This is a genomic window from Mammaliicoccus lentus (genome assembly GCF_002902755.1).
Taxonomy (GTDB): Bacteria; Bacillota; Bacilli; order Staphylococcales; family Staphylococcaceae; genus Mammaliicoccus; species Mammaliicoccus lentus.
Genome location: NZ_PPRS01000008.1, coordinates 45,217 through 71,530, shown reverse-complemented (window position 1 = coordinate 71,530; position 26,314 = coordinate 45,217). Strand labels below are relative to the sequence as shown.

At 30.4% G+C, this 26,314-nt stretch carries 23 protein-coding genes and 2 tRNA genes; 9 read left to right on the top strand and 16 right to left on the bottom strand.

Features of this window, described 5'->3' with window-relative positions; all coding sequences use genetic code 11:
- The coding region (locus CD135_RS04660) for an N-acetylmuramoyl-L-alanine amidase (protein ID WP_219728816.1) at positions 1–3,020 on the top strand (3,020 nt) is incomplete at its 5' end.
- Positions 3,021–3,310: 290 nt separating this feature from the next.
- Positions 3,311–4,312, top strand: a complete 1,002-nt coding sequence (locus CD135_RS04655) for an acyltransferase family protein (protein ID WP_064205415.1) — start codon at positions 3,311–3,313, stop codon at positions 4,310–4,312.
- 64 nt (positions 4,313–4,376) lie between these two features.
- Here the strand turns inward: CD135_RS04655 and CD135_RS04650 are convergent, their stop codons facing one another.
- The gene (locus CD135_RS04650; RefSeq protein ID WP_016999618.1) at positions 4,377–4,913 is read right to left on the bottom strand and encodes a hypothetical protein; all 537 of its coding nucleotides are present in this window, start codon (positions 4,911–4,913) and stop codon (positions 4,377–4,379) included.
- 127 nt (positions 4,914–5,040) lie between these two features.
- Between CD135_RS04650 and CD135_RS04645 the strand changes: the two genes are divergently transcribed.
- Positions 5,041–6,198: an aminotransferase class I/II-fold pyridoxal phosphate-dependent enzyme gene (locus tag CD135_RS04645; protein ID WP_064204884.1), complete on the top strand. Its 1,158-nt coding sequence runs from the start codon at positions 5,041–5,043 to the stop codon at positions 6,196–6,198.
- Between the two features lie 15 nt (positions 6,199–6,213).
- On the top strand, positions 6,214–7,818 hold the full coding sequence (locus tag CD135_RS04640) for a M20/M25/M40 family metallo-hydrolase (RefSeq protein WP_103268903.1): 1,605 nt from the start codon (positions 6,214–6,216) through the stop codon (positions 7,816–7,818).
- A gap of 91 nt (positions 7,819–7,909) precedes the next feature.
- On the opposite strand, the gene menB is transcribed toward CD135_RS04640, so the two are convergent.
- Genes menB through CD135_RS04620 form a run of 4 tightly spaced genes read right to left on the bottom strand, consistent with a single transcriptional unit; the run spans position 7,910 to position 12,543 of the window.
- Positions 7,910–8,731, bottom strand: a complete 822-nt coding sequence (gene menB / locus CD135_RS04635) for a 1,4-dihydroxy-2-naphthoyl-CoA synthase (RefSeq protein ID WP_174700893.1) — start codon at positions 8,729–8,731, stop codon at positions 7,910–7,912.
- Positions 8,704–9,528: a 2-succinyl-6-hydroxy-2,4-cyclohexadiene-1-carboxylate synthase gene (menH, locus tag CD135_RS04630; RefSeq protein ID WP_070045523.1), complete on the bottom strand. Its 825-nt coding sequence runs from the start codon at positions 9,526–9,528 to the stop codon at positions 8,704–8,706. The genes menB and menH overlap by 28 nt, the downstream gene beginning before the upstream one ends.
- A complete protein-coding gene (gene menD, locus CD135_RS04625; protein ID WP_103268902.1) occupies positions 9,509–11,188 on the bottom strand; it encodes a 2-succinyl-5-enolpyruvyl-6-hydroxy-3-cyclohexene-1-carboxylic-acid synthase in 1,680 nt (559 codons plus the stop codon). The genes menH and menD overlap by 20 nt, the downstream gene beginning before the upstream one ends.
- Positions 11,189–11,190: 2 nt before the next feature.
- Positions 11,191–12,543, bottom strand: a complete 1,353-nt coding sequence (locus CD135_RS04620) for an isochorismate synthase (protein ID WP_070045519.1) — start codon at positions 12,541–12,543, stop codon at positions 11,191–11,193.
- 187 nt (positions 12,544–12,730) lie between these two features.
- On the opposite strand from CD135_RS04620, the gene CD135_RS04615 reads away from it, so the two are divergent.
- On the top strand, positions 12,731–13,669 hold the full coding sequence (locus tag CD135_RS04615; RefSeq protein ID WP_064204879.1) for a 1,4-dihydroxy-2-naphthoate polyprenyltransferase: 939 nt from the start codon (positions 12,731–12,733) through the stop codon (positions 13,667–13,669).
- 37 nt (positions 13,670–13,706) lie between these two features.
- On the opposite strand, the gene CD135_RS04610 is transcribed toward CD135_RS04615, so the two are convergent.
- From CD135_RS04610 to CD135_RS04580, 7 genes are all read right to left on the bottom strand, one after another.
- Positions 13,707–14,405, bottom strand: coding sequence for an alpha/beta hydrolase (locus tag CD135_RS04610; RefSeq protein WP_082894576.1), 699 nt, complete (start codon positions 14,403–14,405; stop codon positions 13,707–13,709).
- 70 nt (positions 14,406–14,475) lie between these two features.
- On the bottom strand, positions 14,476–14,943 hold the full coding sequence (locus CD135_RS04605) for a GNAT family N-acetyltransferase (RefSeq protein WP_103268900.1): 468 nt from the start codon (positions 14,941–14,943) through the stop codon (positions 14,476–14,478).
- Positions 14,944–15,072: 129 nt separating this feature from the next.
- Positions 15,073–15,330, bottom strand: a complete 258-nt coding sequence (locus CD135_RS04600; protein ID WP_070045140.1) for a hypothetical protein — start codon at positions 15,328–15,330, stop codon at positions 15,073–15,075.
- Positions 15,331–15,752: 422 nt separating this feature from the next.
- Positions 15,753–15,840 (bottom strand) — tRNA-Ser (locus tag CD135_RS04595).
- Between the two features lies 1 nt (position 15,841).
- A tRNA-Asn gene (locus tag CD135_RS04590) sits at positions 15,842–15,916 on the bottom strand.
- Between the two features lie 130 nt (positions 15,917–16,046).
- Positions 16,047–16,610: a competence protein ComK gene (locus CD135_RS04585; protein ID WP_070045141.1), complete on the bottom strand. Its 564-nt coding sequence runs from the start codon at positions 16,608–16,610 to the stop codon at positions 16,047–16,049.
- A 155-nt stretch (positions 16,611–16,765) separates the two neighbouring features.
- On the bottom strand, positions 16,766–17,131 hold the full coding sequence (locus CD135_RS04580; RefSeq protein WP_070045142.1) for a VOC family protein: 366 nt from the start codon (positions 17,129–17,131) through the stop codon (positions 16,766–16,768).
- A gap of 254 nt (positions 17,132–17,385) precedes the next feature.
- Here CD135_RS04580 and CD135_RS04575 point away from each other — a divergent pair, with 254 nt between their 5' ends.
- Positions 17,386–17,601 carry an IDEAL domain-containing protein gene (locus CD135_RS04575; protein ID WP_017000704.1) on the top strand — a complete coding sequence of 72 codons (216 nt, stop codon included), beginning with the start codon at positions 17,386–17,388 and terminating at the stop codon, positions 17,599–17,601.
- A gap of 69 nt (positions 17,602–17,670) precedes the next feature.
- Here CD135_RS04575 and CD135_RS04570 read toward each other — a convergent pair whose 3' ends face one another.
- The gene (locus CD135_RS04570; RefSeq protein WP_064211116.1) at positions 17,671–18,666 is read right to left on the bottom strand and encodes a lipoate--protein ligase; all 996 of its coding nucleotides are present in this window, start codon (positions 18,664–18,666) and stop codon (positions 17,671–17,673) included.
- Positions 18,667–18,837: 171 nt separating this feature from the next.
- Here CD135_RS04570 and CD135_RS04565 point away from each other — a divergent pair, with 171 nt between their 5' ends.
- Together CD135_RS04565 and CD135_RS04560 are read left to right on the top strand one after the other, a co-directional pair.
- On the top strand, positions 18,838–19,023 hold the full coding sequence (locus tag CD135_RS04565; protein ID WP_017000707.1) for a YkvS family protein: 186 nt from the start codon (positions 18,838–18,840) through the stop codon (positions 19,021–19,023).
- A gap of 2 nt (positions 19,024–19,025) precedes the next feature.
- The gene (locus tag CD135_RS04560; RefSeq protein ID WP_064204873.1) at positions 19,026–19,631 is read left to right on the top strand and encodes a CPBP family glutamic-type intramembrane protease; all 606 of its coding nucleotides are present in this window, start codon (positions 19,026–19,028) and stop codon (positions 19,629–19,631) included.
- A 78-nt stretch (positions 19,632–19,709) separates the two neighbouring features.
- Here CD135_RS04560 and CD135_RS04555 read toward each other — a convergent pair whose 3' ends face one another.
- On the bottom strand, positions 19,710–21,224 hold the full coding sequence (locus CD135_RS04555) for a bifunctional metallophosphatase/5'-nucleotidase (protein WP_064211115.1): 1,515 nt from the start codon (positions 21,222–21,224) through the stop codon (positions 19,710–19,712).
- A gap of 100 nt (positions 21,225–21,324) precedes the next feature.
- On the opposite strand from CD135_RS04555, the gene CD135_RS04550 reads away from it, so the two are divergent.
- Positions 21,325–22,797, top strand: coding sequence for an ATP-binding protein (locus CD135_RS04550; protein WP_064211114.1), 1,473 nt, complete (start codon positions 21,325–21,327; stop codon positions 22,795–22,797).
- Between the two features lie 91 nt (positions 22,798–22,888).
- On the opposite strand, the gene CD135_RS04545 is transcribed toward CD135_RS04550, so the two are convergent.
- Entirely contained in the window at positions 22,889–24,241 is a 1,353-nt protein-coding gene (locus CD135_RS04545) for a TrkH family potassium uptake protein (protein WP_070045146.1), read from the bottom strand.
- Between the two features lie 16 nt (positions 24,242–24,257).
- A complete protein-coding gene (locus tag CD135_RS04540) occupies positions 24,258–25,955 on the bottom strand; it encodes a S1C family serine protease (protein ID WP_103268899.1) in 1,698 nt (565 codons plus the stop codon).
- Positions 25,956–26,314: the final 359 nt, after the last annotated feature.

Below are 26,314 nucleotides of genomic sequence, written 5' to 3'. Positions count from 1 at the left end.
CTAATGATCAAGAGCAAGTGAAAGATGACAATGCTTCTGATGACGCTACATCTGATAATGTTTCTGCTGAAGATAATGCATCTGACGTAGAACAAGACAATAACGAGAATATTAAAGAGCAATCTAAAGAAGATAATACTTCTAATGATGCTGAATCTGATGAAAATAACCAAACTAATCAAGCCAACGAGACTAATATTAGTGAACCTAAAGTTGCTTCTAAAAATGCGGAAATCCAGTCACGTTCTGCTGCTCCACAAAGTAACAGCACTAAATTTAGAACGGCTGTAAATGCACCAAGTACTCCTAAAGTAAGAGCAGCTAATGTTCAATATGAAGCTGCAGTTAATTCATCAATTAACAATCAAATAAGAAATAATAACTATACTGTTCCTAAATATGTAGAAGATTTCTCTAGCCACATTCCAAAAATCCCTTATAGAAATGGGGTTGGGAAACCTGAAGGAATTGTTGCTCACGAAACTGCAAACCCTAACTCTACAATTCATAATGAGATTGCTTATATGAAAAATAATTATGAGAGTGCGTTCGTACACGCTTATGTAGATGATAACAATATTATCGAAGTAGCTCCTACTGACTATTTAGCATGGGGTGCTGGTGCACAAGCAAACCCAAGATTTATTCATGTAGAACTAGTTCGTGTATATGGCAGCGATAGATTTGCTCGCTCTATTAACAATTATGCAGATTATATTGCAACGAACTTAGCTTATTATGGATTATCATTAGATAGTGCTGAGAGAGATGGCGTTGGTACTCTTTGGTCACACGACGCTGTATCTAAATTCTTAGGTGGAACAGACCACAGTGATCCGTACGGTTGGTTTGCTGAGAATAATTATACATTTGATGAACTTGTTGACTTAGTTACGGAAAAATATCAATACAAAACTGGTTTATTAACAGCACCTACTAAGCCTGAAACAACTAAACCAGTAACTAAACCTACTACTAAGCCTAGCCAAAATACTACTAAGCCTAGCCAAAATACTACTAAGCCTAGTAACCCGACAGTATCTAAACCAAGTACTAAACCAACAGTATCTAAACCAAGTACTAAACCAACAGTATCTAAGCCTAATACTAAACCTAGTAAGCCAGTAGTATCTAAGCCAAGTACTAAACCTGAAGCCAAACCTAGCAAGCCAGTAGTTTCAAAACCTGCTAACACAATCGTTGTAGACTATGTTGGTAAAGTGAACACTAATGCTTCTGGCGTATATACTTCTGTATATGATAATCAGCAAAAATCTGCTGCTAATAAAGCAGGTAAAACATTCAAAATTGGTAAACAATCTACTTATAACAACCAAGTATTTTATTTATTACAAGACAATAATTCAACACCATTAGGTTGGGTTAAAGCAAGTGATGTACAATTACAAAGTTCTGTTAAACCTAAACCAACTCAAAAACCAAATAATACAGTTGTAAAACCTAAACCAGTTGAAAGTACTAGTAAAGAACAAACTAGTAACGTTAAACCTGTAAGTAAATCAGATGTTTCTAGTGTTGTTAATCCTAAACCAGTAGCTCAAAATAATAATACAGCTGTGAAGCCTAAACCGACTGTAAGTACAAATAAAGTTCAAACTAACAACGCGAAACCAGTCACTCAACCAGCCGCTTCTACTGCTGTTAAATCTAAACCAGCAGCTCAAACTAACAATAAAGTTGCGAAGCCTAGTCAGGTTGCTCAAGCTAATAAAAATTATACAGCCAATACAGAACGCGTAAATTATGTAGGAACAGTAAACAAAAATATTTCTGGTGTATATACTTCTGTTTATAATGACAAAACTGTTCCAGCTGTTAATAAAGCAGGAAAAACATTTAAAATTGGTAAACAATCAGTAATAAACAATCAAACATTTTATTTATTACAAGATAACAATGCTATACCATTAGGTTGGGTTAAATCTCAAGATGTACAGTTACAAAATGCAACAAAACCAAAAACAGTCACTCAACCAACTGTTACACCTAAAAAGACAGAAGCAATTAAAGCTAGCACTGTAAATAATACACCAATCGCTTATCAAGAAAATTATACAAATTACTTAATCACTGATAATACTGGTTATTTCTATAGTGAGCCATATGCTTCTAAAAATACCTTATTAGGTTCATTACAAAATTATCACTACGCTTATTTCAAAGTCATTACATCTCAACAAATTGGCAATGAACTTTGGTACAAAGGCATATTAAATGGACAAACAGTATGGATTAATGCTAAATACTTACAAATTGCAGAAACTTCAACAAAATCTTCAACAAGCCCTTATACACTTGATGAAGCTGTAGATATTCAAATGGCTTTAAAAAATGGCACAGAGCCTAAAAAAGTGTTACCAAGTGGCGTTAGAAAAGCGACTAGAGCAGAAGTTAAAGATGCAATGGACACAAGTAAATATATTGACGATCCAGTACAAAAATATCAATTTTTAGATTTAAATCAATCTCAAAATATTCCTGTATCTAAATTAAATGAATTACTCCGTGGTAAAGGTATATTAGAAAATCAAGGAGAAGCATTTAGTGAAGCAGCAAAATCTGTTGGTGTAAACGAGATATACTTAATTTCTCACGCTCTTCTTGAAACGGGTAATGGCACAAGTGATTTAGCAAAAGGCGGTAGTATTAATTCTGATGGTAAAGTTGATTTAAAATCAGATACTAAATATTATAATATGTTTGGTGTAGGTGCTATTGATGACAATGCTTTATACGGTGGTATTAAATACGCTCAACAAGCAGGATGGGATACACCATCCAAAGCTATTTTTGGTGGAGCTCAATTTATCTCTAGTAACTACATTAATGCAGGACAAAATACATTATATAAAATGCGTTTTAATCCTCAAAACCCAGGTGAACATCAATATGCGACTGGCGTAGATTTTTCTACTTCTAATGCTAAGCGTATTAGTGATTTTTACCAACAAATTCAAACTGATGGCGAATATTACGACTTTGACCGATATAAATCTTAATCAATAGAAGTAGCATGAGGAGTGGGACAGAAATCTCATTTTCTTAAAAAGATTTCGTGTCCCGCCTCGGTAAGGATGACTAGGGTTGAAAAACTTTATATAAGCGTGTTTTCAATCCAGTCAGCTACTGCCAATACAACATAAAGTCCGGGACAATTATTGATGTTCCGGACTCATTTATTTGGATGATTTTATATTTTAAAATAGATTATATTTGTACATTGAACTTATTTAATTTATAATCTACATTTCATAGAAAGCGTAAACACTTGATTTAAGGGAGTATTTTCATGACAAATCATAAAGAAAGAGATCATTATTTTGATAACGCCAGGTTTTTCTTAATTGTACTAGTGGTGTTTGGACATTTATTAAGGTCTTATATTAACGATAACCATTTAATTAAAGCACTGTATATGTTTATATATAGTTTCCATATGCCGGCATTTGTACTTATCTCGGGTTTCTTTGCAAAAAGTGTTGGTAAGCCAGGATACATAAAGAAAATTACTATTAAATTACTTTTACCTTATTTAATTTTCCAAGTTTTTTATGGATTGTATTATTACTTTATAGACAGAGACGATACATTAAATGTTAGCCCCTTCGATCCTCAATGGGCAATGTGGTTCTTAGTCAGTCTATTTTCATGGCATATCATTTTACATTTTGTAAGAAACTTCAACCCATATGCTACTTTTATTATTGCTATTTTAATAGGTTTATTAGTAGGATACTTCGATTTTATTAATGCAAAATTAAGCCTTTCAAGAACTTTCGTGTTCTTCCCCATTTTCTTATTAGGTTATTATATTAATAAAGAGCAATCTATAATTCTAAGAAATAAAAAGTATCTTTGGATTTCTTGTCTAAGTTTAATCGTTATCTTTATTGCATATTTAATGACTGATTATAATTTTGAATGGCTATTTGGTAGTAAACCATATTCAGAAATTGATCGTGACGTCACTGTTTACAGTGCCTTAAAACGACTATTTATTTATATTGTTATTTTCGTTTCAACATTAAGTTTTATGAATCTAATACCTGAACGAAAACTATCTTTAACATACATCGGTTCTAGAACTATGTTTATATATTTATTACATGGATTATTCGTTGGACTGTTCAGATCTCAAGCATGGGATAAGTTTTTAATAGAACAACCATATGCTTGGATTGGAATCATCGCTATAACTATTGTAATTGTTTACTTCTTTAGTACTGATCTTGTTAAACATTATGCAAATCCAGTTGTAAACATGAAAAAACCACCTAAAAAGAAAGAATAGAATATAAATTAAAAATAAAAAGGATGTTTTCGCTAGAAACTAGCGAAAACATCCTTTTTGTATACTATCTTATTAAAGTTTCATAAGATATTGTACCTATATATTTTTCTTCTCTATTTAACAAATAAGCTGGTATATGAACATGCTTGTGAGTGATTGGTGCTAATTGATGATTATTACGTCGTATATTCTCTAAGACCTCGTATCCTGCACTTAACAAGTACGTTAAGTAATCAATCCACTCTTGTGTATATGGTGTTTCTGATTGTATAAACAAGATTGGATTTTCTTTTTTCTCAGATGGTCTCATAAAATCTGATACAAATTGTTTTTCATCTAATGACATTTCAGCTTTAGCTTTAAATTTAATATGAAACTGAGCACGTTTAATTAATTGATTGTCTTGTCCAAAATAAAACCTATGAAAGTGTGGTAATTGTACTTCTGCCCTACTAATATGTATCGAATCTTCTTCAAAAGTTATCATCCATTGTTCTTCATTATTTTGCACTAATACAAATGTCGGATGAGGTAACCATTCAAAAATATCTAAAGATAATAATAATTTTAAACGCTGATTCATTTTACTTAAATCTACCATTGTAAACATCCCCATTTTTTGTAATGTTTTTCTTATTGTAATACGTTTTCGAAATTTTTGCTATATTCATTTATTTGTAGCTATATTACCGTTATAATTAAATTATCGTTTTGAAGAGGTGAAAAAAATGCAATTACCGTTAAACCGTTTTGCATCAAAACTTCAAGTATCCGGAATAAGAGCTATTTCTAACCGTATACCTGAAATTGATGATGTTATAAATCTGACAGTCGGGCAACCCGACTTTCATGTACCAAATCGTGTTAAAGAAGCTATGAAAGATGCTATTGATCATAATTTTACTTCTTATTCTCATAATGCAGGCTTATTGAAACTTCGAGAAGTTGTAAAATCATATTATGAAAACCGTTTTAATGCTTATTTTAATACGAATGAAATATTAGTAACAAATGGTGCAAGTGAAGCGCTAGACACTGCATTAAGGGGCATTATAGAACAAGGTGATGAAGTACTCATCCCTGCTCCAGTTTATGCCGGTTACGTGCCTTTAGTTGAATTGCTTGGTGCAAAGCCTGTTTATATAGATACTACCCAAACAAATTTAAAAATAACACCTGAACTAGTAAAATCTCATATTACTGATAAAACTAAAGCAATATTACTTAACTATCCTAATAATCCTACGGGCATTACTTTACATAAAAATGAAGTTGAAGCATTAGTAGATGTATTTAAAGAACATCCAATTTATGTGGTTAGTGATGAAATTTATGCTGAAAATACATTTAATGATCAACATACATCTTTCGCATCATATGAAGAAATTAAAAATCAATGTATTTTATTAGGCGGTTTAAGTAAATCTCATTCGATGACTGGATTACGTATTGGCTTTTTATTAGGTCCAGAATATGTAATGAAACAATTAACTTTTGTACATGCTTATAATTGTATTTGTGCAAATGTTCCGAGTCAGTATGCTGCTATAGAAGCACTTACACACAGTATTGATTCTCCTAAAGAAATGAATAAAGCTTACATTGAACGTCGTGATTATGTCTATAATCGTTTAATTGAAATAGGTTTTGTCTTATCAGAAAAACCTGAAGGAGCTTTTTATATCTTCCCTCAAATTTCACATTTTGGTATAGATGATTATGACTTTTGTATAAAAGCTTTAGAGGAGTATCATGTTGCTGTTGTTCCAGGTTCAGCTTTTACACATATAGGAAAAGGTTATATTAGAATTTCATACGCTTATGACCTTAAATCATTAGAAGAAGGACTTAATAGATTGGAAAAAATGATACAAGATTTATCTTAAAGGGGTTGGATTTTTATGAATTTATTATGGCAAACAAGTAAGGAACGAGAAAAATTACTAAAAAAATTAGTGAGCCATGCTTCTATTACACATTCTGAAGGTGAAAAAACATTTCCTTATTTTTTAAAGAATGAATATTTAAAACTAGATTATTTTAAATCAAGAGAAGACCAAATTATACTGCAACCGACTGGGGATGGTCGAAATGCAGTATTAGTTTATTATAAAGCACCAAACTCAAAGAAGACCTTAATATGTATTAGTCACTACGATACAGTTGGTATTGATGACTTTAGCGAATATAAAATGCATGCATTTGAAATGGATAAACTTACAGAAATTTTTAAAGAAAATGATAAATATTTATCTGAGGATGCTAAAGAAGATATCAAGACTGGCGATTATTTATTTGGTCGTGGCTCTATGGATATGAAACCTGGTCTTATGATACATATGTCAACTTTAGAAAAAGCTATATATGAATCTTGGGATATCAACATAATTGTAGTATCAGTACCTGATGAAGAAGTTGGTTCTCTCGGGATGTTAAAAGCTGTAGAAAAATTAAATCAATTAAGAAAAGAAGATCAACTAGAATTTGAATTACATTTAAATAGTGAACCGACTTTCTCTCAAGCTGAAAAAGATTCCAACCACTATATTTATTCTGGTACGATTGGAAAAATAATGCCATCTGTTCTCTGTTACGGTAAAGAGACTCATGTAGGTCAACCAACACAAGGTTTAAGCTCTAATTATATTCAAAGTTTTATAAATAATGAAATGGAATATAACCCTACTTTTAAAGAAGAATATAAAGAAGAAACGACACCATTACCAGTCTCACTAATGAGTCGTGATATTAAAGAACACTATGATGTACAAACACCATTTAGAACAGTTGCTTTATATAATATATTCTTATTTAATAAAAATGCTGAAGATGTATTCAAGACTTTTAATAGCATCGTTGAAAAAGCAGTAAAAGAGTGCGAAGAAACCTATCAAAATATTATAAAAAACGAAGGTCAATCTAGAAAAATTAATATTAATATAATGACTTTTAAGGAGTTAAAATTAACAGCTATTGAAGAATTTGGAGAGGCACACGTTAATTTAATTATTGAGCAAATTATTAATCAAATAAGTGATGAACGGGCACAAGCAATCGAAATTGCGGACCAACTAATGCATATGTTAAAAAACCTTGGGCCAACTGTAATAACATTTTTCGCACCGCCCTATTATCCAGCGGCACATTCATCAGAAGATTCTTTCATAGATGAAATTGTTGAAACGGTTAGCCAAAAGTCTCTAGAACAATTCGATAGAACATCTAAAAGACAGTATTTCTTTAATGGCATAAGTGATTTAAGTTACGCAAAATATAGACAAGATGATGATGGATTTGAAAGCTATATTGAACAAACACCAAATTTCAATCAATCGTATTTCATTCCATTTCATGACATTAAAGAGATAAGTGCTCCTGTATTAAATATTGGGCCAATCGGTAAAGATGCCCACCAAGTAACGGAAAGAATCCATACTAAAAGTGCATTTGAAGAAATACCATATTTAATAGAGCATGTAATTAAGAAACATTTATTAAAATATTAATAATTATGAATAAACTATACTAAATCAAAATAAATAAGCATATCACTTAACTGATTATTTCAGTATGAAAGTGATATGCTTATTTTATATATTATGGGAATTTAGGAAATTGGTCGAAGTCTGGTTTACGTTTTTCTTTAAAGGCATCGCGGCCTTCTTTTGCTTCATCAGATGTATAATATAATAATGTTGCATCGCCAGCGAATTGTTGTAATCCTGCTAAGCCATCTGTATCAGCATTCATAGCTGCTTTTAAGAAACGTAAAGCCGTTGGTGAATGTTCCATCATTTCTTGACACCATTGTACTGTTTCGTCTTCTATTTGCTCTAAAGGTACTACTGTATTTACAAGTCCCATATCAACCGCTTCTTGTGCATCATATTGACGGCATAAGAACCAAATTTCACGAGCTTTTTTATGACCAACGATTCTAGCTAAATAACCTGAACCATATCCAGCATCAAATGAACCTACTTTTGGTCCTGTTTGACCGAATCTTGCATTTTCTGCCGCAATTGTAAGGTCACAAACGATGTGTAATACATGTCCACCACCGATTGCATATCCTCTAACCATTGCTACTACTGGTTTAGGAATAACACGGATTAAACGTTGTAAATCTAATACGTTTAAACGAGGGATTTGGTCGTCTCCGACATATCCGCCGTGACCACGCACAGATTGGTCTCCACCTGAACAGAATGCTAAGTCACCTTCACCTGTTAAGATAATTGAACCTATTCTTTCATCATCTCTTGCTCTTGAGAATGCATCAATCATTTCGTTTACTGTTAATGGCGTAAAAGCGTTTCGAACTTCTGGACGGTTAATTGTAATTTTTGCAATACCTTCAAAATATTCGTACTTAATTTCTTTATATTCTTTTATCGTTTCCCATTGTCTTGACATAATGTGCCTCCTAAAATAAATTCTACTATTATTGTATCAAATTTTGTTGGTTGTTCCACATGAATTGTGTGCCCAGCTTCTTTTACTATGTGTAATTCACTATTTTTAAAGCAATTATTCATTTTCGAACCAATATTTATAAATTTTTCATCTTCTGAACCAACAATTATACATACTGGAGTTTGTAACTGATCTAACATTGCCCAATATGATATTTGTGATCCAGTACCATAATCAATTAAAGATTTGCTAAGCCCTTTTGGATTTTGAGATAATCTCATCTTACGGATTCTTTTACGTTCCTCAGAAGCCAGATGATTTTGAGTATTGAAAAGTGGTAATTGCTCCCACTCATTTACAAATTCAGTCACGCCTATTTCACTAATTAATTGCGCTCTGTTTTTATCAACTTCAATACGTTTCTGTTTCTCGTCATTATCTTGTATACCAGGACTAGCACTTTCCAATATAAGTCCTTTTAATACTTGTGGATGTTGAATAGCAAAGCTAAGCGCTACACGACCTCCCATAGAATAACCGTGTAAGAACACTTGATTTAAATTATAATATTCTATAACTTCTAACAATTGTTGAGCTATAAAAGGCATACTCCACTCATCATCTATTCTAGATTTATCTTGTCCATGACCAGGTAAATCAATTTCAATAATATTGATATCATTATTTACGATTTTATCTTCTACTAAATGAAAAGTCGTATGGTCACTAATAAAACCATGTAACATAATAAGTGTTGGCTGATCTGTATTCAGTTCACCTTTAACGTAATGAGTTAACATATTGAATACCTTTCATTTTGCCAAATAATTCTCGATGTGTTTCCGTATTTTCTTGTCGATTTGTCATAATTTCATATAAATATGAACCGAATTGAGGTAATGTTTGTCGTTTGTAATCTGAAACATTTTCAAATTTTTCATAACCTAATTCAAATAAATGCGCAACATGCTGAAAGTCAAGATTCAACGGTGTACCGAATAATTTTTCAAAATGTTCTGGTGCTTCTTCTTTTTGTGGCAAGTAATTAAATATCCCACCACCATTGTTATTGAGACAAATAATCGTAATATCTAAATCATAAGCTTTGCTCATAATTAATCCATTCATATCATGGAAAAATGAGATGTCTCCTATAACCAGTGTCACTTTTCTATAAACAGACATACCTAACGCTGTTGATACAACACCATCTATACCATTAGCGCCTCTATTTGCTGCAATTTCAGCTTTTGAATCAATATTGAATGTATCTACATCTCTAATTGGCATACTGTTGCCGACAAACACAGTATCTTTAGAAGTCATTTTTTTCAATAAGCTTCCTACTGCTGCACCTTCGTCAGCTTCTTCTTCAATATGCGTCTCAATTAACGCGCGTGCTTCTTTCTCCATAGCTTGCCACTTTTTCAACCAATTTTTATTTTGTGTTGGTGTCACATCTTGAGCTTGTCTAAAGAAATCGTTTGGGCTCAATTCAACTGAAATTGTTGGAACTTTTGGAAAAGCATCTGGTGTATCGTTATTTTGTACGAGTATCTGAGGGCATTTAACTTCTTTCAACCAATTATTAAGTTGTTTAGAAACTACTGGTTGTCCCACTCTAATAATAAATTGTGGTTCGATACTTAAACCACCTTTAAACAATGCATCGTATGTTGCGATAACGTTTGGATGATTCAAACCTCTTAAATTACTTAAAGGATCAGCTAAAACCGGTATGTTATGAATAGCAGAATAAGTCAATATTTGAGATAAATCTTGACCTTGAGTATCTCCTACTACAACTACACCTCTAGGTTTTTCAATATAATTTTGAACATTTGTAAAATCAATAGACTTCTGATACTTCGTTTCTATTTTTCTTTTTGAAGATAGATATCTTCTCAATTTAACATCCGGTAATAATGGTTCTCTAAACGGAAAATTAAAATGCACTGGCCCTCTTTGTGGACCTACAAAATGTTTTTCAGCTTTAATCATATTAATATTTATTGTATTAATAGTACCTTCAGATTCATCTGCTAAAGGCATATCTATTTGAAATTTTGTGAAGTTTTGGAACATATTTACTTGATTAATAGCTTGTGGTGCACCAATGTTTCTTAGTTCATGAGGTCTATCACTTGTTACAACGATTAGTGGTAATTTACTTATATACGCTTCAGAAACTGCTGGTGTATAGTTCGAAGCCGCTGTTCCTGAAGTACAGATTATCGCAACAGGGTTCTGATTTGCTTTAATAATACCTAAAGCGAAAAATGCAGCACTTCTTTCATCAGGGTGAATCCACGTTTTAATATGTGGATGTCTTTCACAAGCTATCGCTAAAGGTGTTGATCTAGATCCGGGACTGATTACGACATCATCAACCCCATGTTCATATAATTTCGAAACAAACGTAAATACTTGTTTAGTTAAGCTTTCAGTATGTGTACTCAAATCTACATCACTCCTAGTGCTTTTAACATCGGTTTAAATTTTAAATCTGTTTCTTCAAATTCTGATTCTGCATTTGAATCCTTAACAATTCCACAGCCAGAATACAATGTTGCTGAATTTTCATTTACTAACATTGAGCGAATAGATACAATAAATTCACCATTATCTTCTAAATCAATATAGCCTAAAGGTGCACCATATAGACCTCGTGTTCCAAATTCTTCATTCTCAATAAATCTCATTGCTTCTGCTTTCGGGAAACCTCCTAAAGCTGGAGTTGGATGTAATTGATTAACGATTTCTAATACATTTTCTGATAATAAATCAGCTTGTATTTTCGTATATAAATGATATAAATGTTTATTAGTTAGTATTGTAGGCTTTTTATCGTATTCTAAGTGCTTTGTAAATGATTGAATATCGTGAATAATACTATCTACGACATATCTATGTTCAAATTGGTTTTTAGAATCATTTAATAATTCGTCTTTCAAAGATTCGTTTATTGTTTCATCATCTGTTCTACTTATAGTACCCGCAATTGCGTTTGTATATAATATACCATTACTGATTTGGCATAATTGTTCTGGTGTTTGTGAAATAAATTGAGATTTACCAGACTCAAATAATAATAAATAACTTGATTCATTTATATTCAATGAGCGTTGTAAAGCATCTTCAATATTTACTTCATTTTCAAAAACAATTTGTCTTCTTCTAGATAATACTACTTTCTGTAATGCCACTGAATCTTTCATAAATTGAACTACTTTATCTACTAAAGCTTTCCACTCTTCACTTTGAATATCTTTATTAGAAATCATAGTTGGCGTTTCAATAATATCTGTTCGCTTTGGTTCATCTAATTTTGATAAAATATCGTTAATCTCTTCGATGTTAAACTTTTGGCTTTGTTCTGTATAAGTTAAATAACAACGTTCATCTTCAATTGTTATTAAATATTTTGGTAAGACAAAATGACTCATACCGTAGTCTTTCCATTCATTCGTCAAAGCATGTTCAGAAAATTGGAATCCTCCGAAAAATTTCAAATGATGCTTTTTATCATGATAAACTTTTGCTTCTAATTGTTCTTTAATACTTTGCCAATACTCATAAATTTTATCGTGTTCTAGGTGTGAATATCTAGCTTCTAATACATAGCCAATACCACACATTTCTAATCTATGATCTTTCGATTTATAATAAAATCTTTGTCCCAAATAATGATTTGCTTTCCTCAATAAATTAATTAAATCCGGTTGATATTGAAGCTCAATTTCAACTGAAATATAATTTTTATTCCCTTTGATTTCAGAAATCATATTTTGCTTCAAATCCGTCCTCAAGGCCATCACTCTTCCACTTCTTTCCGAAATATATCTATTTATTTATTTTATCATTTTTTCTATCAACATGCGTAATTATTGTACTTTTTAAAATGAATATATGTGAAAATATTACACAATTACAGTGATTGACCTATTGTTTGTGAAAGCATATACTAATAATGTCAAAAATATTAATATAAGAGGTAAATAAATGTCACAAAATTTATCACAGCATTCAGGTATTAAAAAATATTATCATTTGATGAGACCACATACTTTAACTGCTTCATTTGTGCCAGTGCTATTAGGTACAGCCGCTTCTAAAATATTCTTAACAGGCTCAGAATCTTCTATAAAAATTTCAGTTGTTCTAGCAATGTTATTAGCAAGCATATTAATACAAGCAGCTACAAATATGTTCAATGAATATTTTGATCACAAACGTGGTTTAGATGACCACACATCTGTTGGTATCGGTGGAGCTATTGTAAGAAATGGTATGTCGCCAAATTCAGTATACACTCTCGCAATTATATTTTATATAATCGCTTTATTACTTGGCGTGTATATTTGTATGCAAAGTACTTGGTTGTTAATCCCAATAGGACTTATTTGTATGGCGATTGGTTACTTCTACACTGGTGGACCATTCCCAATTTCTTGGACACCATTTGGAGAGATATTTGCAGGTTTCTTTATGGGATTCGTCATTATAATGATTTCATTTTATATTCAAACAGGAACAATAAATTACTATCCAGCGTTGTTAAGTATTCCAGTATCTATAACAATTGGACTTATCAACTTAGCTAATAATATTAGAGACCGTGAAAAAGATAAACAAAGCGGACGTAAAACATACGCAATTTTAGTAGGTAAAAAATTATCTATCCTAACAATGGCGATACTTTATATCTTTGCTTATGGCTTTGTTATATACTTAGCACTATTCAAACCTTATGGCTCTATCATTTGGTTAATCGCACTTATTTCAGCACCATTTCCTATAAAAGCAATTCGTCGTTTTAATAAAAATAATACACCACAATCCATGATGCCTGCTATGGCAGCTACAGGAAAAGCCAATACAATTTTCGGCTTGTTACTAGCACTTGGAGTTTATATCAGTGGTCTATTAGGTGGACTTTGATAGAAAAAGACCGAGACATATAAATGTCTCGGTCTTTTTATTTCAAAAATGCTATAATATTTTCTTCTATTTCATCCTTATCCTCACTGCGCGTCATAAGATGTGATGAATTCGGATATGCTGTTAAAGTTTTTTCATTGCTACTCACATGTTCATATATGTATTCTGCACTTTCTTTATAAGATTGTTGATCTCGCTCACCATACTTAATGCTAATTGGATTTTGTATTTTATTTAAATTAGTCATGATATCTTCTATATAATCACAAAATTTAGTTGCACCTTCATCGTAAGTATCTATCAAAGCTATTTGTCTTTTGCTTTCATTCTCGTCTAAATTTTGTATGTAATTCATCCGTTCACCATAGCTTTTTATTCTTCTCTTAATATTATTATTATCTTTTTTGTTAGGTGCTGACATAATAACACTTTTGTTTATATCCTTTTCTTCTGAGAGTTTCAATGAAAATAAACCACCTAAGGATACGCCTAAAACGTTAATTTCTTCATAACCTTCATCTATTAAGAACTGATAGCTTTTTAAGACTTGATTCCACCAATCATCGATTTGGTAATCTAAAAACGCTTCGATACTAAGCCCATGCCCTTTATAAGCCGGTACATAGCACGTAAATCCTTGTTTGTTTAGATTATAAGCCAAATCTTTAACGTCTCTTGTAGTGCCTGTAAATGAGTGTAGCAACAGCACTGCCCTATCTTCACCTTTTAAATACATATGACGCGATTCTTTCAAATTCAACAAAAATTATCACTCCGTAACTATTATCTTTACAAAGTCCATTATATTACAATTTCTTTTCCATATAATAATTTGTTGTTTTGAAACCTACTTTTTCATACACTGATAAAGCTCTTTTATTATGTCCAAACACATGTAGGTTAATAGTATCCACACCCATTTCTTTACAGTATTCATTAAGTGCTTCCATTGTTTGAGTACCTATACCTTGTCCTCTAAATTCTTCAAATAATTCAATATCATAAACAAATGCTCTTAATGCATGGTTCTTTTCAAATACCCTAATCCATAACATACCCACTTTGTATTCATCTTTATAAACAGTAAATATTTTATGTTCTTTCGTATTCAAATCATCAGGCAACAATTCGTCAAAATACTTCCTTGATCTAGCGATAGCATTTTCTTTTTCATAAGCACCGCTTTTAACCTGTTCATTCGCAAAACTCATTAAAGAATGTTCTTTAAAGTCAGCAAAATCAGCTTGATTCATAAATACTAATTTAACAGTCATGTGTATACCCCTTAAATGTAAATTTATTATACATTATACACTTTTATATTTTGGAAATATATTTCTTAATAAAAAAGAGGAAATCTTTTAAAGATTTCCTCTACTTATGAATCAATATTTTTACTAACACTATTTTAATTGATTATTAGTTTTTTTATTGCTTTTTATAACTCTAACTAACAATGAAGCAGTTGGGAATAACATTAATACTAGACAAATATAATATAAATTAACAAGTGCATTTTCCCAAGTTAATGGACCTAATAGCGCGAATATAAATATAAAAGCTAATATTAAAATATTAATCCCTATATAAATAAATAAATCTGTTAATTGCGATTGACCTTTATAATCGAATGTTCTTCTCCAGTATTCAAAATACTTCATCTTGTTCTCCTTTTTCTTGTATAATATCTAAAATATATAACTTATAAAATTCATTAATTCCCACTTTCAATATATGATTATTCAAGGTGAAAGTTAATGATTTTACATTTATTGTGAGGAACTTCTCACTTTTTTATATTATATTAATTTTACATTTTTTTCAATACTTATTTTTTATATTTTTCATTCAGTATTCCTATAAATTAATATAGAATTTAATGCATAAATTCTCTTATGAATTAATTTATATATCATTTATTTATTATATATCTTGAAATCTTGATTTTAGTATTATCTATTAAATTGAAACTTATAGAGGCTAAAATATCTATCTCAATAATAAAATCATTTACAAAATAGATGTAATACTTATTTTCACACAACAAAAAAGCCTGCAACCATAATGGTTACAGACTATATAACGGAGATGGAGGGATTCGAACCCTCGCGCCGCAGAACGACCTACACCCTTAGCAGGGGCGCCTCTTCAGCCAACTTGAGTACATCTCCATGGCTCCACAGGTAGGATTCGAACCTACGACCGATCGGTTAACAGCCGATAGCTCTACCACTGAGCTACTGTGGATTAATATGATTTTATCAAGCACAAATACTATTATATCAAGCATGGTCATAATTTCAAGAGTAAACTTAAAATAAATAACGGAATATTTACACTTCTAGTGTCACATATCCCATTATTTATTATTATCCATTTATTTTTTGTAATTATTTTTATTTAAATAAAAATCAATAACATCTAGCACATTATATCCCTCCTGATTTAACCCTAAATTCACAGAATTAAGTTCTCTAATGAATAAATTTTTACGATGATTTCTATAATGTAAACATGTGCAATTCAAATATTGATGATTTATAACATGTTTAGATATATTAAATATAATGGAAGGTGCTTTTTCTAATATAATTTTTGTTTTATTACCTTTTAATGGGATGAATTCTTTAACATAAAGAAGATTTAACCAAGTATTTTCTGGAGTTCTTTCGGAGTTTGTACAAAAGAAATAAGTAGAAATGATAGGTGAAACTAATATTGGAGGTTTACTTGTGATATTCGTAAGTCTTTTTGTAAATTGCTTTCTTTCATTGAAATGTTCGCCATAAAAACGGCATGACTGATTCATTATTTCTTGTGGCTTTGATTTTACCATAAACGGATCTTTTCCTGCTTCACATATTTCAGAATGAACAATATGATTATCTATTTTTATACCATGTATATAAACAGTATTTTGTTTAATAATATATTTTTCCATAGACGACCTCCTTTACAATTATTTGTATTACTATACTACTTTATTAAAAATTTTATACTATATTTAATTTCCCTCCTCCCTTAGCAATTTTTCTTTTTATTTAATTTAAATATATACAAATATTAAATTATGGTCAATACTTTTTTATTAAAATTCTATATTTTTTCTATGAACTCTAATCTATTATTAAAGGGATCTCTAATAAAAATCCTTTTTGCCCCTGGAAATCTATCATCAGATTGATATTTAATATTCACTTCGTCACAATAAATTTTAAATGCTTCTAAATTCTCAATATTAATAGCTGGATGAGCTTTCTTTAAAGCATTAAATTCCTCTTCAATACCGATGTGTAAATCTATATCATTAATATTCAACCAAACACCGCCGTTACCTTGTAAAGATTTCGGTTTTTCTATTTCATTAAATCCTAATTTATTTGCATAAAATTCTCTTGCTGTATCTTCAGATCCTTTAGGTGCTGATAATTGTATATGGTCCCACTTTTTAAATTTAAACATTTAATTTCTCTCCTTTAATAAAAAATTACATATCTTTACATTATTAATATTTTATTTTATTATTTTCACATGGTAAAATAAGGTTGAGCATAAAAGTTTGAATATTACAAACACTTAATTATAATATAAATATAGAGGTCTATAGTTAGCTTTTCAATCAAATAGCGAAAGTTTTTAAAATTTCTGAATATTCATTGCATTTAGAAAATAAATACGCTATAATTTTAACAAATAAAGTCAAGGGGTTGTTGAAAATGAAACAATATTCACAAGTTAAACACCAAAGTCTAGAAACGTTTGTTAATAACTTAAATGATTTATCAGTTGAACTTGTTATTGACTCTGCACTTCGTGAAAATCGAAAGCGTGAATTAGCTATTTTAATTGATGAAGCACTTGTAAATCGAAATAATGAATTGTTCGATCAATACAGTGAAGAATTAATTCAATTGGAGGATTTACAATCGTGAATTGTCATTTAAATACTAGAACATAAAAGGAGACTACTTTTGACCCAAATCAAAAATAGTCTCCTTTCTTTATAACATTAAATCAATAATATCTTCTTTTTTGATATCACCAAAATAATAAAATGCATCTACATCTTTTAAAGCTTCAGTAATAGATGATTTTTGATGTTGTACTCCTATTAAAGCATCTTCAATATCTTTAACATCCCCTACACCAAAGAAATCACCGAAAATAGCTGCATGTTCAATATTACCTTTCTTAACATCCAATTTAATTTGAATAAGTCCTCTATCAAATTTGTGACTTCTTTCAAAGTTATATTTAGGATTTTTACCGTAATTCCATTCCCACTTTTGGTATTTATTTTGACTAAGTTCGTTAATCTTATCCCAATCTTCTTGAGTTAAGTGATACTCTTCTACTTCTTCACTACCTTGTTGTTTAAATATTGAAGTTAGAATACGCTGTTTAAATGTTTCAATATCCATAGGCTCTTCAAGAAATTCTTGAATGTTTGCAACTCTTGATCGAATTGATTTAATACCTTTTGATTTAATTTTTGCTTCACTAACACGTAATGCATTTACAACTTCTTCTATTTCACTATCCAACATTAAAGTGCCGTGAGAGAACATTCTATCTCTTTGTTTAACCATTGCATTTCCTGAAATCTTTCTTTCTCCTACTTGGATATCATTTCGACCAGATAATTCAGCTTTAACACCCATTTCATTTAAAGCATCTACTATTGGTTGTGTGAATTTAGCAAAATTGTGAAAGCTATCTTCATCGTCTTTCGTTACAAAACTGAAATTTAGATTACCTAAATCATGATAGACTGCTCCACCGCCAGAAATCCTTCTTACAACTTTGATATTATGTTCTTCAACGTAAGATTGATTAACTTCTTCAATTGTATTTTGATTTTTACCAACAATTATAGATGGTTGGTTAATATAGAATAAGAAATAGCTATCGTCTTTAGGCAAAGAAGTGAGTACATATTCTTCCATAGCCAAGTTAATCATTGGATCGGTAATACCATTGTTACTTATAAATTTCATTCATATTTCCTCCTTATTTTTCCCCAATCAGCCTCAATATTATATTACCATATGTTGAATTAATCATATGTATGAAATGTTTGTGATAATATAGAGGTATATTCACATTTTACTTTTATATGTATAGGTAATTTAGTATAATGTTTCTTAGTATTATTTAGGAGGATTAAAATGACAATTGCAGAAGTAGGAAATATCATAGAATTTCAAGATGGCTTAAAAGGACGCGTTGAAAAAATTAATGAAAACTCAGTTATCGTAGATTTAACAATTATGGATAACTTCGAAAGTTTGGAATTACCAGAAAAAACAGTAGTAAACCATAAGCGTTATACTATAATTTCTAATGAGGGATAATAGTGAAAAAACAAATTAATGCTCAATTAATATGGTTTATTTCAAGCTTCGTCCTCTTTCATATTTTATTATTTATTATGAAAGGTGAAAAAGAAGTGTTCTGGTATTTATATACTGGTATTATGCTAATTGCTGGAATAAGCTATATATTTTACCAAAGAGAAATTAAATCTAAACGATTATTACAATCTATTGGGTACGGTTTAATAGGCGCAATATTTTTAGTCTTATTGCAGCTTTTATTATCACTCATTTATAGTGGTCTGTCTTATGAAGCACTATTTAAAGAATTAATGCGCGCTGGTGTTTTCTATAAATGGCAAATGCTTGTAACTATTGTAATCGCAATTCCTTGTCACGAACTATATATTAGAACAATATTACAAAATCAATTGCAACAAAAACTATCTCAACCTATTATTGCAATTGTAATCGCCGCATTAGCTTCAAGCTCATTATTTTTATACTTAGGTAATATTCCTATCTTTGTATTTATTTTATTAGCTCAATTAATATTGTCTACTTTATATTTTTACACGAAACGAATTATTACATCATATATAGCTCAAGTAGCAGCTATTATCATACTCGTAATTATATTTAGTTAAAATATTTTGAAACATACAAGTTTAATTCAAAATTTAAAACAACAATCCATTGCCAAATTAATCAATGGATTGTTGTTTTTATTTTATGATTTCAAAATGATGGTCTAGTTCTATTCTACCTTTAGTTTCTGATAATTCTTCTATTATATATTCAATGACTGTCTTTTTAGACATAACATAATCATTTCCTGAAATAATATTTTTTACATTTCTATATAAATAATCTGTCATGACAACTATATATTCACTTTCTAAATCAACATCTTCCATAACTATGCGGTGACCAATTGGTTTATTTATATTAACTGTATAGTTAAACCCTTTCCAAACGGTCATCAATGTAGGTTCAAGAATCTCCTCGTTATAATAAACTTCACCATTTTGATTACTTAATGCTGTAGCTGTTCTCTCAAGAATACGTTTTATTTCTTTGCCTGATAAAGTGATTTTGATTGGCTTATCCGTGTGAATATAAGAATGATAGACATCTTTATTTTGAATTTCACCCCTTAAACCTTTACCTTCAGGATTACCTATTTGTGCACAAACAAAATCCACATTGTTAAATGCTCTCTGCATACTATTTTGAATGCATTGAATAAATACATGTGGCTCTATAAACAAATCTTTTATATCTTTATAATCTAATATAACTGGCATGTCTACTACAGGTAGTTCTGCCCAGTGTTGTACAGCTTTTTGATCAAAATAAGTAAGTTCTAATAAGTCTCTATCTTCAGGATAACTTGAAATTTCAACATGCTTAATAGAAGAGTCTATGATTTCTACAGAATTTGTTCTTTTCTTAAATTGTATAGACATATCAATGATATTAGTCGCATCTTTTCCTGGTTGGATAAAGTGAGTTTCAGCCACTTTCATATCAACTACATGCTCTTGATGCCCTGTTATAATAACGTTCACACCTTCAGTGCTTTTCATCATATTTTCAGCATTATGACTATAATAAGCTCTGTAATTACTTTTATCTGTATAAGTATTTAATCCACCATGATACAGCATAATTAAAAAGTCAGGGCTTTCTTTCTCATGTAAATACCTCACCCATCTCTTAGCTGATACCATAGATTCTCCAACAGTTACTTCGTTCTCTAATTCTACATTTTTATTCTCCATTAAACCGCTTGAAGTAAATCCTATAATTCCTATTTTAATTCCATCTACATATTTTATAGTGTAAGGTGTTGTAAAATAAGGTTCTTTTGTTTTGCTATGTTCTATATTAGCTGCTAACCATGGGAAACGGCTTAAAGCAATTGAACGATTTAAAAAATCTAACCCGAAGTTAAATTCATCTGGGCTAACCCCACTCGCATCAAATTTCATATCATTCATAATCTTAATCATTGGATTACGTTTATATGGCGCAATTTGAGCATAATAAAATGCAAACATTGAACCAGATAACATACCACCATTATCAAGCAATAATACATGGTGATTTGTCTTACGCTTATGCTTAACATAAGTAGCCATTTTTAATATATTACCACTTATTCCTGTCCTACCTATTTGTCCATGTAAGTCAGAAGTAGCTAACAAATCAATTGTCACAGTTTCATTAGTATTCAATGTTTTTCCCCCTTTTACTTTTATTTTACCATTTTTAAAAAGAGTTATGTTTTTTTCTGCTAATTTGGTAGAATAACATCAACAGAGGTAGGAGACGTTTATGAAATCATTTAAAAAAATAATCATTCTAAATATAATCTTTGCTTTAACTGTTTCAGTATTAATTGGCTGGGTATTAAATAAAAATTATACCACTAGAATACATCAAAGATTAGATGCTACAAAAGAGATCATAGATTTAAAAATAGGAACTTTCATTACTCAAGCAGATAGTATTTCAGAGTCTTTAACGACTATATTATCTAATACAAATAATGAAGACTTTATAAATAAATTTTTAGAAGATAATCATACGAGATACACATGGATTGATCACATTTACATAATAGATAATCAAGATAATATTGTATATGACTCTAAAGGTAAGGGATATACAGATATAGAAGAATATCAGACTTATAAACATCGTTTTCCAGTTTCTAATAAAGACGAATTAAGAACTAAAAAGAAATCTCTTAAAAATTCAGATATACTACTATTAACAACTCAACTAAAAGTTAAAAATAAAGATTATACATCAGCTGTTGAAATTAATATGAACGCATTTCAAGATGAGATAAAACTTATTTCAAACCGATTTAATATTAATATTCAATCGATTAATGGAACAGAAATTTATCAAATTGGACCTGAATTTAAAAACTCTAAATCCATCAACTATGTATATAAAGACTTACCATTCTTGATAAATATTTCTGGACAATACTTTTTCATTTCAAGAATAGTAATTCCAAGTCTATTAATATTTTTAGTTATATTTTTATTATTAACAATCGTTGCATTAGTGTATAAAAGTCGCTTAGAAAGAATAGAACATGAGCGTTTAATAGAACAAGCAAATAATGAAAAACTTAGACTAATAGGGACATTAGCTGCAAATACTGCTCATGAAATTAAAAATCCCTTAACTAGTATCAATGGATTTATAGAATTAACGAGAATGAAATATGATAAAAATAAATTAGATACACATTTCAATATAATAACCGAAGAGCTAGAACGTATAAATGATATCGTTACACAGTTTTTATATTTAGGTAAACCAACAAACCTAGAGTATAAAAATATTAATATCGTACAAACAATCCAAGATGTGGAAGCATTCTTAGAGTATGAACTTGAACAGAATAATATCAACGTTATACTCAACTTACCTGATAAACCTGTTTATTCATATTTATCAGAAGACCAATTGAAACAAATATTGATAAACTTATTCCAAAACTCTAAAGACGCTTTACTACAAACAACAAATGCAAATATAACTATTAATTTGAACATAGATTCTAACAACAATATAACACTAGAATTTAAAGATAATGGTACGGGTATTACAAAAGAAACAATCCAAAACATATTTGAGCCATTTTTCACAACGAAATCTTCAGGAAGTGGCCTTGGCCTATATTTAAGTAAGAAATTAATAGAAGATTGGAACGGAAAAATATACGTTCATTCTGAAGAAGGAGAAGGAACAACATTTACTATTTCCTTACCAGTTTCTAAAAACTAAATATGTAATAGAACTCTAATAGCATTAGCAGATTAAAAATAAAAAGGAACTTTTCGTTAAAATTTCTAAACGAAAAGTTCCTTTTTTAATACTAACCTATTTGGATACGTTCTTTAGGATAATGGAATTTATCTGGCGCCGATTTTCCACCTAACATTACAACGAAACATAATAATCCTACGCGACCGATAAACATGAGTATCATGATTACTATTTTCGATCCTAATTGCAATCCATCTGTAATACCCATGGACAAGCCACATGTACCAAATGCCGACATGGTTTCAAAGAAAATAGATAATAAATCATATTTACCATCTTCGAACCTCACAATGGCAAGTACACCGACAAATGTGATAGCTAATGCTAATGAAATAACGGCAAATGATCTTTGTATATCTATCGGATGTACCTCCCGATTAAAAGCTTTAATTGTCGTTCGTCCATTACTAAAGTTAACTAAGTATAATACTAGTATAGTAAATGTTGTTGTACGAATACCTCCACCAACAGAACTTGGAGATGAACCGATAAACATTAAACCCCCTAAGAAAAAGTTGGTGGCTTCTGAAAATTGAGTTAAATCTATGGTTGATAAACCGGCGCTTCGTGTTGAAGATGATTGAAACATCGCATAAAACAATGATTTATGCCAAGTAGCTCCTTTAAATGTATTTGAGAATTCAAATAGGTAAATGACTATCGTACCTAATACAAATAAAAATAAATATGTAGCACTCGCAATTTTCGTAAACAATGAAAATCTAAAGTTTGGTATAGTATTTTTCATATAAGTTTTAACTTCTATTAAAACAGGGAAACCTATTGCGCCTAGCATAATAAGCAACATTATAATCGTTTGAACAAAATAATCATTCGCATATGGTGCTAAAGAGTCTCCAGTAATATCTAGTCCACCATTCGTCGTGGCAGAAACTGAAGCAAAGATACCTTGATGTATAGCTTCATTCACAGACCCAATATCTTTATAAAAATAAAAAGATAATAAAATAGCCCCAATAAGTTCTATCATTAAAATCGTTCTTACAATATCTAATATTAATTTTACAACGCCATTCATTGCAGTTGAATTACTATCTAGCATAATAAGCTGTCTTTCTCTAAGTCCTATATGCTTACCTAATATAACCCAGAGCAATGTCCCTATAGCCATAACACCAATACCACCAATATTCAGTATGACTAATATAACTGCTTGTCCAAAAGTCGTAAATGTTTCTCCAATAACTACAGGAGTTAGTCCTGTAACACTGACTCCAGACACTGCTACAAATAAAGTATCTACAGGCTCAATATTTACACCTGGTTTTACAACATAAGGTAAATTCAATAATAAAAAGGCGACAATTATTGCGGCCAAATAATACAAAACAATACCTTGTTGCGGCGTCATTTTTTGAAAAAAGTATTTAATAATGGACACAAATTGTCACCTCTATTTATTTTAAAGTTAATGTCTTAGTTATTTCTTTACCCTCTCGGATAAGTTTAAGCTTAATTTCTTCACCTGACTTATGATTATTATACAATTCTTTACGGAATTCAAGGTTATTTTCTATTTTCTTGCCATCCATTTCTACAATAACATCATGGAATTTAACGTCCGCTTTTTGAGCATTGCCTTTTTCATCAATACCAGTTACAACCATACCAGAGTTATATTTACTAGGCAGTGTTATTTGCGATTGTTCGTCAGATTTTAAAGTTTTATAATTTTGAGCCATAATGCCCATTTCTGGTCGTTTGATTTTACCATCTTTTTCTAATTTCTTGATATATTCAGCAGACTCATTTGAAGGAATAGCAAAAGCCATACCCTCTACATTAGGCATATCAATTTTTAATGATACTACACCAATTAAATTACCTTGTGCATCTAATATAGGCCCGCCTGAATTACCAGGGTTTACAGCTGCGTCAGTTTGTATTGCTTTTATTTCCCAATCATATTCGTCATCCCCATTAAAATCAATAGGAACGGTTCTATCTAAACCAGAAACTACACCTGTAGAAATACTATTTTGGAATTCCGCCCCTAATGGGCTACCAATAACAATAGCTGATTCTCCAAGTATTAAGTTATCAGAGTCTTCAAATTTAATTGGTTTAAAATTAGCATCTTTATCTGTGGGAATTGTAACAACAGCAATATCAGACCATTGATCCGACCCTACTACAGTACCTTTATACCTTTTACCATTTTCACCACTAATAACTGGTGATTTATCATTAGATATAACGTGTGAATTTGTCACTATGTATGTTTTATTATTTTCTACTTTATAAATTACACCTGATCCTACACCGCTATTTTCTTCTTTCTCTTTTTGAGAGGATTCAGTTTTACTTGAGATATCTGAATCCTCATGAGAAACACCAACTACAGAGTTTTTAGACTTCTCAACAGCTTCCATTACATTTGTTATTGGTTTTTGGAAACCTTTTTGAGATTGCTTCTCTTCTATAGATTTACGACTTTCATTTGGTGGGTTAACATTTTGGAATATACTCCAAACTAATATGAATATAAGTATAATAGCTAATACAATAGCGATTATCGGCCAATGCTTTTCAATTTTCGATAAGATGATATTAAGTATATTTTTATCATTTTGAGATTTCTTTTCTACCTTTTCATCATGTTCGGCGCCGAGTTGTTTATTTATTTCGAATTCATTTTCTTGCTTATTATTCAGCTTATTTGATTGATTATGTACTTTCTTATATTTGTTTTCTTCTGAATCATCTAGATTTTGGTTATCTTTTAGATTTTCAAATGAATCTTCAGTATTTTCTGTTGAGGAAACATCATCTTCAATAGATGAACCTTCTTTAGAAAATTTATCTTCATGACTGGATTCTAATCTTTCATCATCTAAATCTAACGTTGGATGATCCTTTGATTCTTCTTTCTGCTTTTTAATTTCTTCTTTTGTTAATTTTTCAATACGTGCCTTTTGCATATTTTCTTTAACACGTTGTTCGTTTTTCTTTTGTTGTTCTTTTTCATGAGCACGTCTTAATTCGTCTTCTTTACGTTCTTGTCTAATTCTTTCCTCACGTTCTGAATTATGAAAGAATTCACGTCTTTGTCTCTTATATTCATTTCTAGGAATGACATGTTTCTTTTGTGACATTTCTTGTCCTCCTCAACCAAAACACTTAATGTATCTATTATGCCATATAATGCAAAATTATTTAACCTAAATCCATTGCATTCAAGCAAATTTGCACATAAAAATTTATAATAAATTTACGAAAAATTAACATTACCTTAAACTTGTACTTTTGGCTATAGGTAAAAATTTTATATAAGCTCTTCTTTGTTGATAAAAACAATTGGTTAGGACGTATTTCCTAACTCATATTATTCCCTCAAGCGTCAACACTTAACTAAATCGTAGATAATATCACGCTAACGGGCTTGTTTAAAAACACTAGCTCGTTAGAAAATGTAACGGGCTTGTCTCGAATTTCTTGCACGTTAGACCAGTAT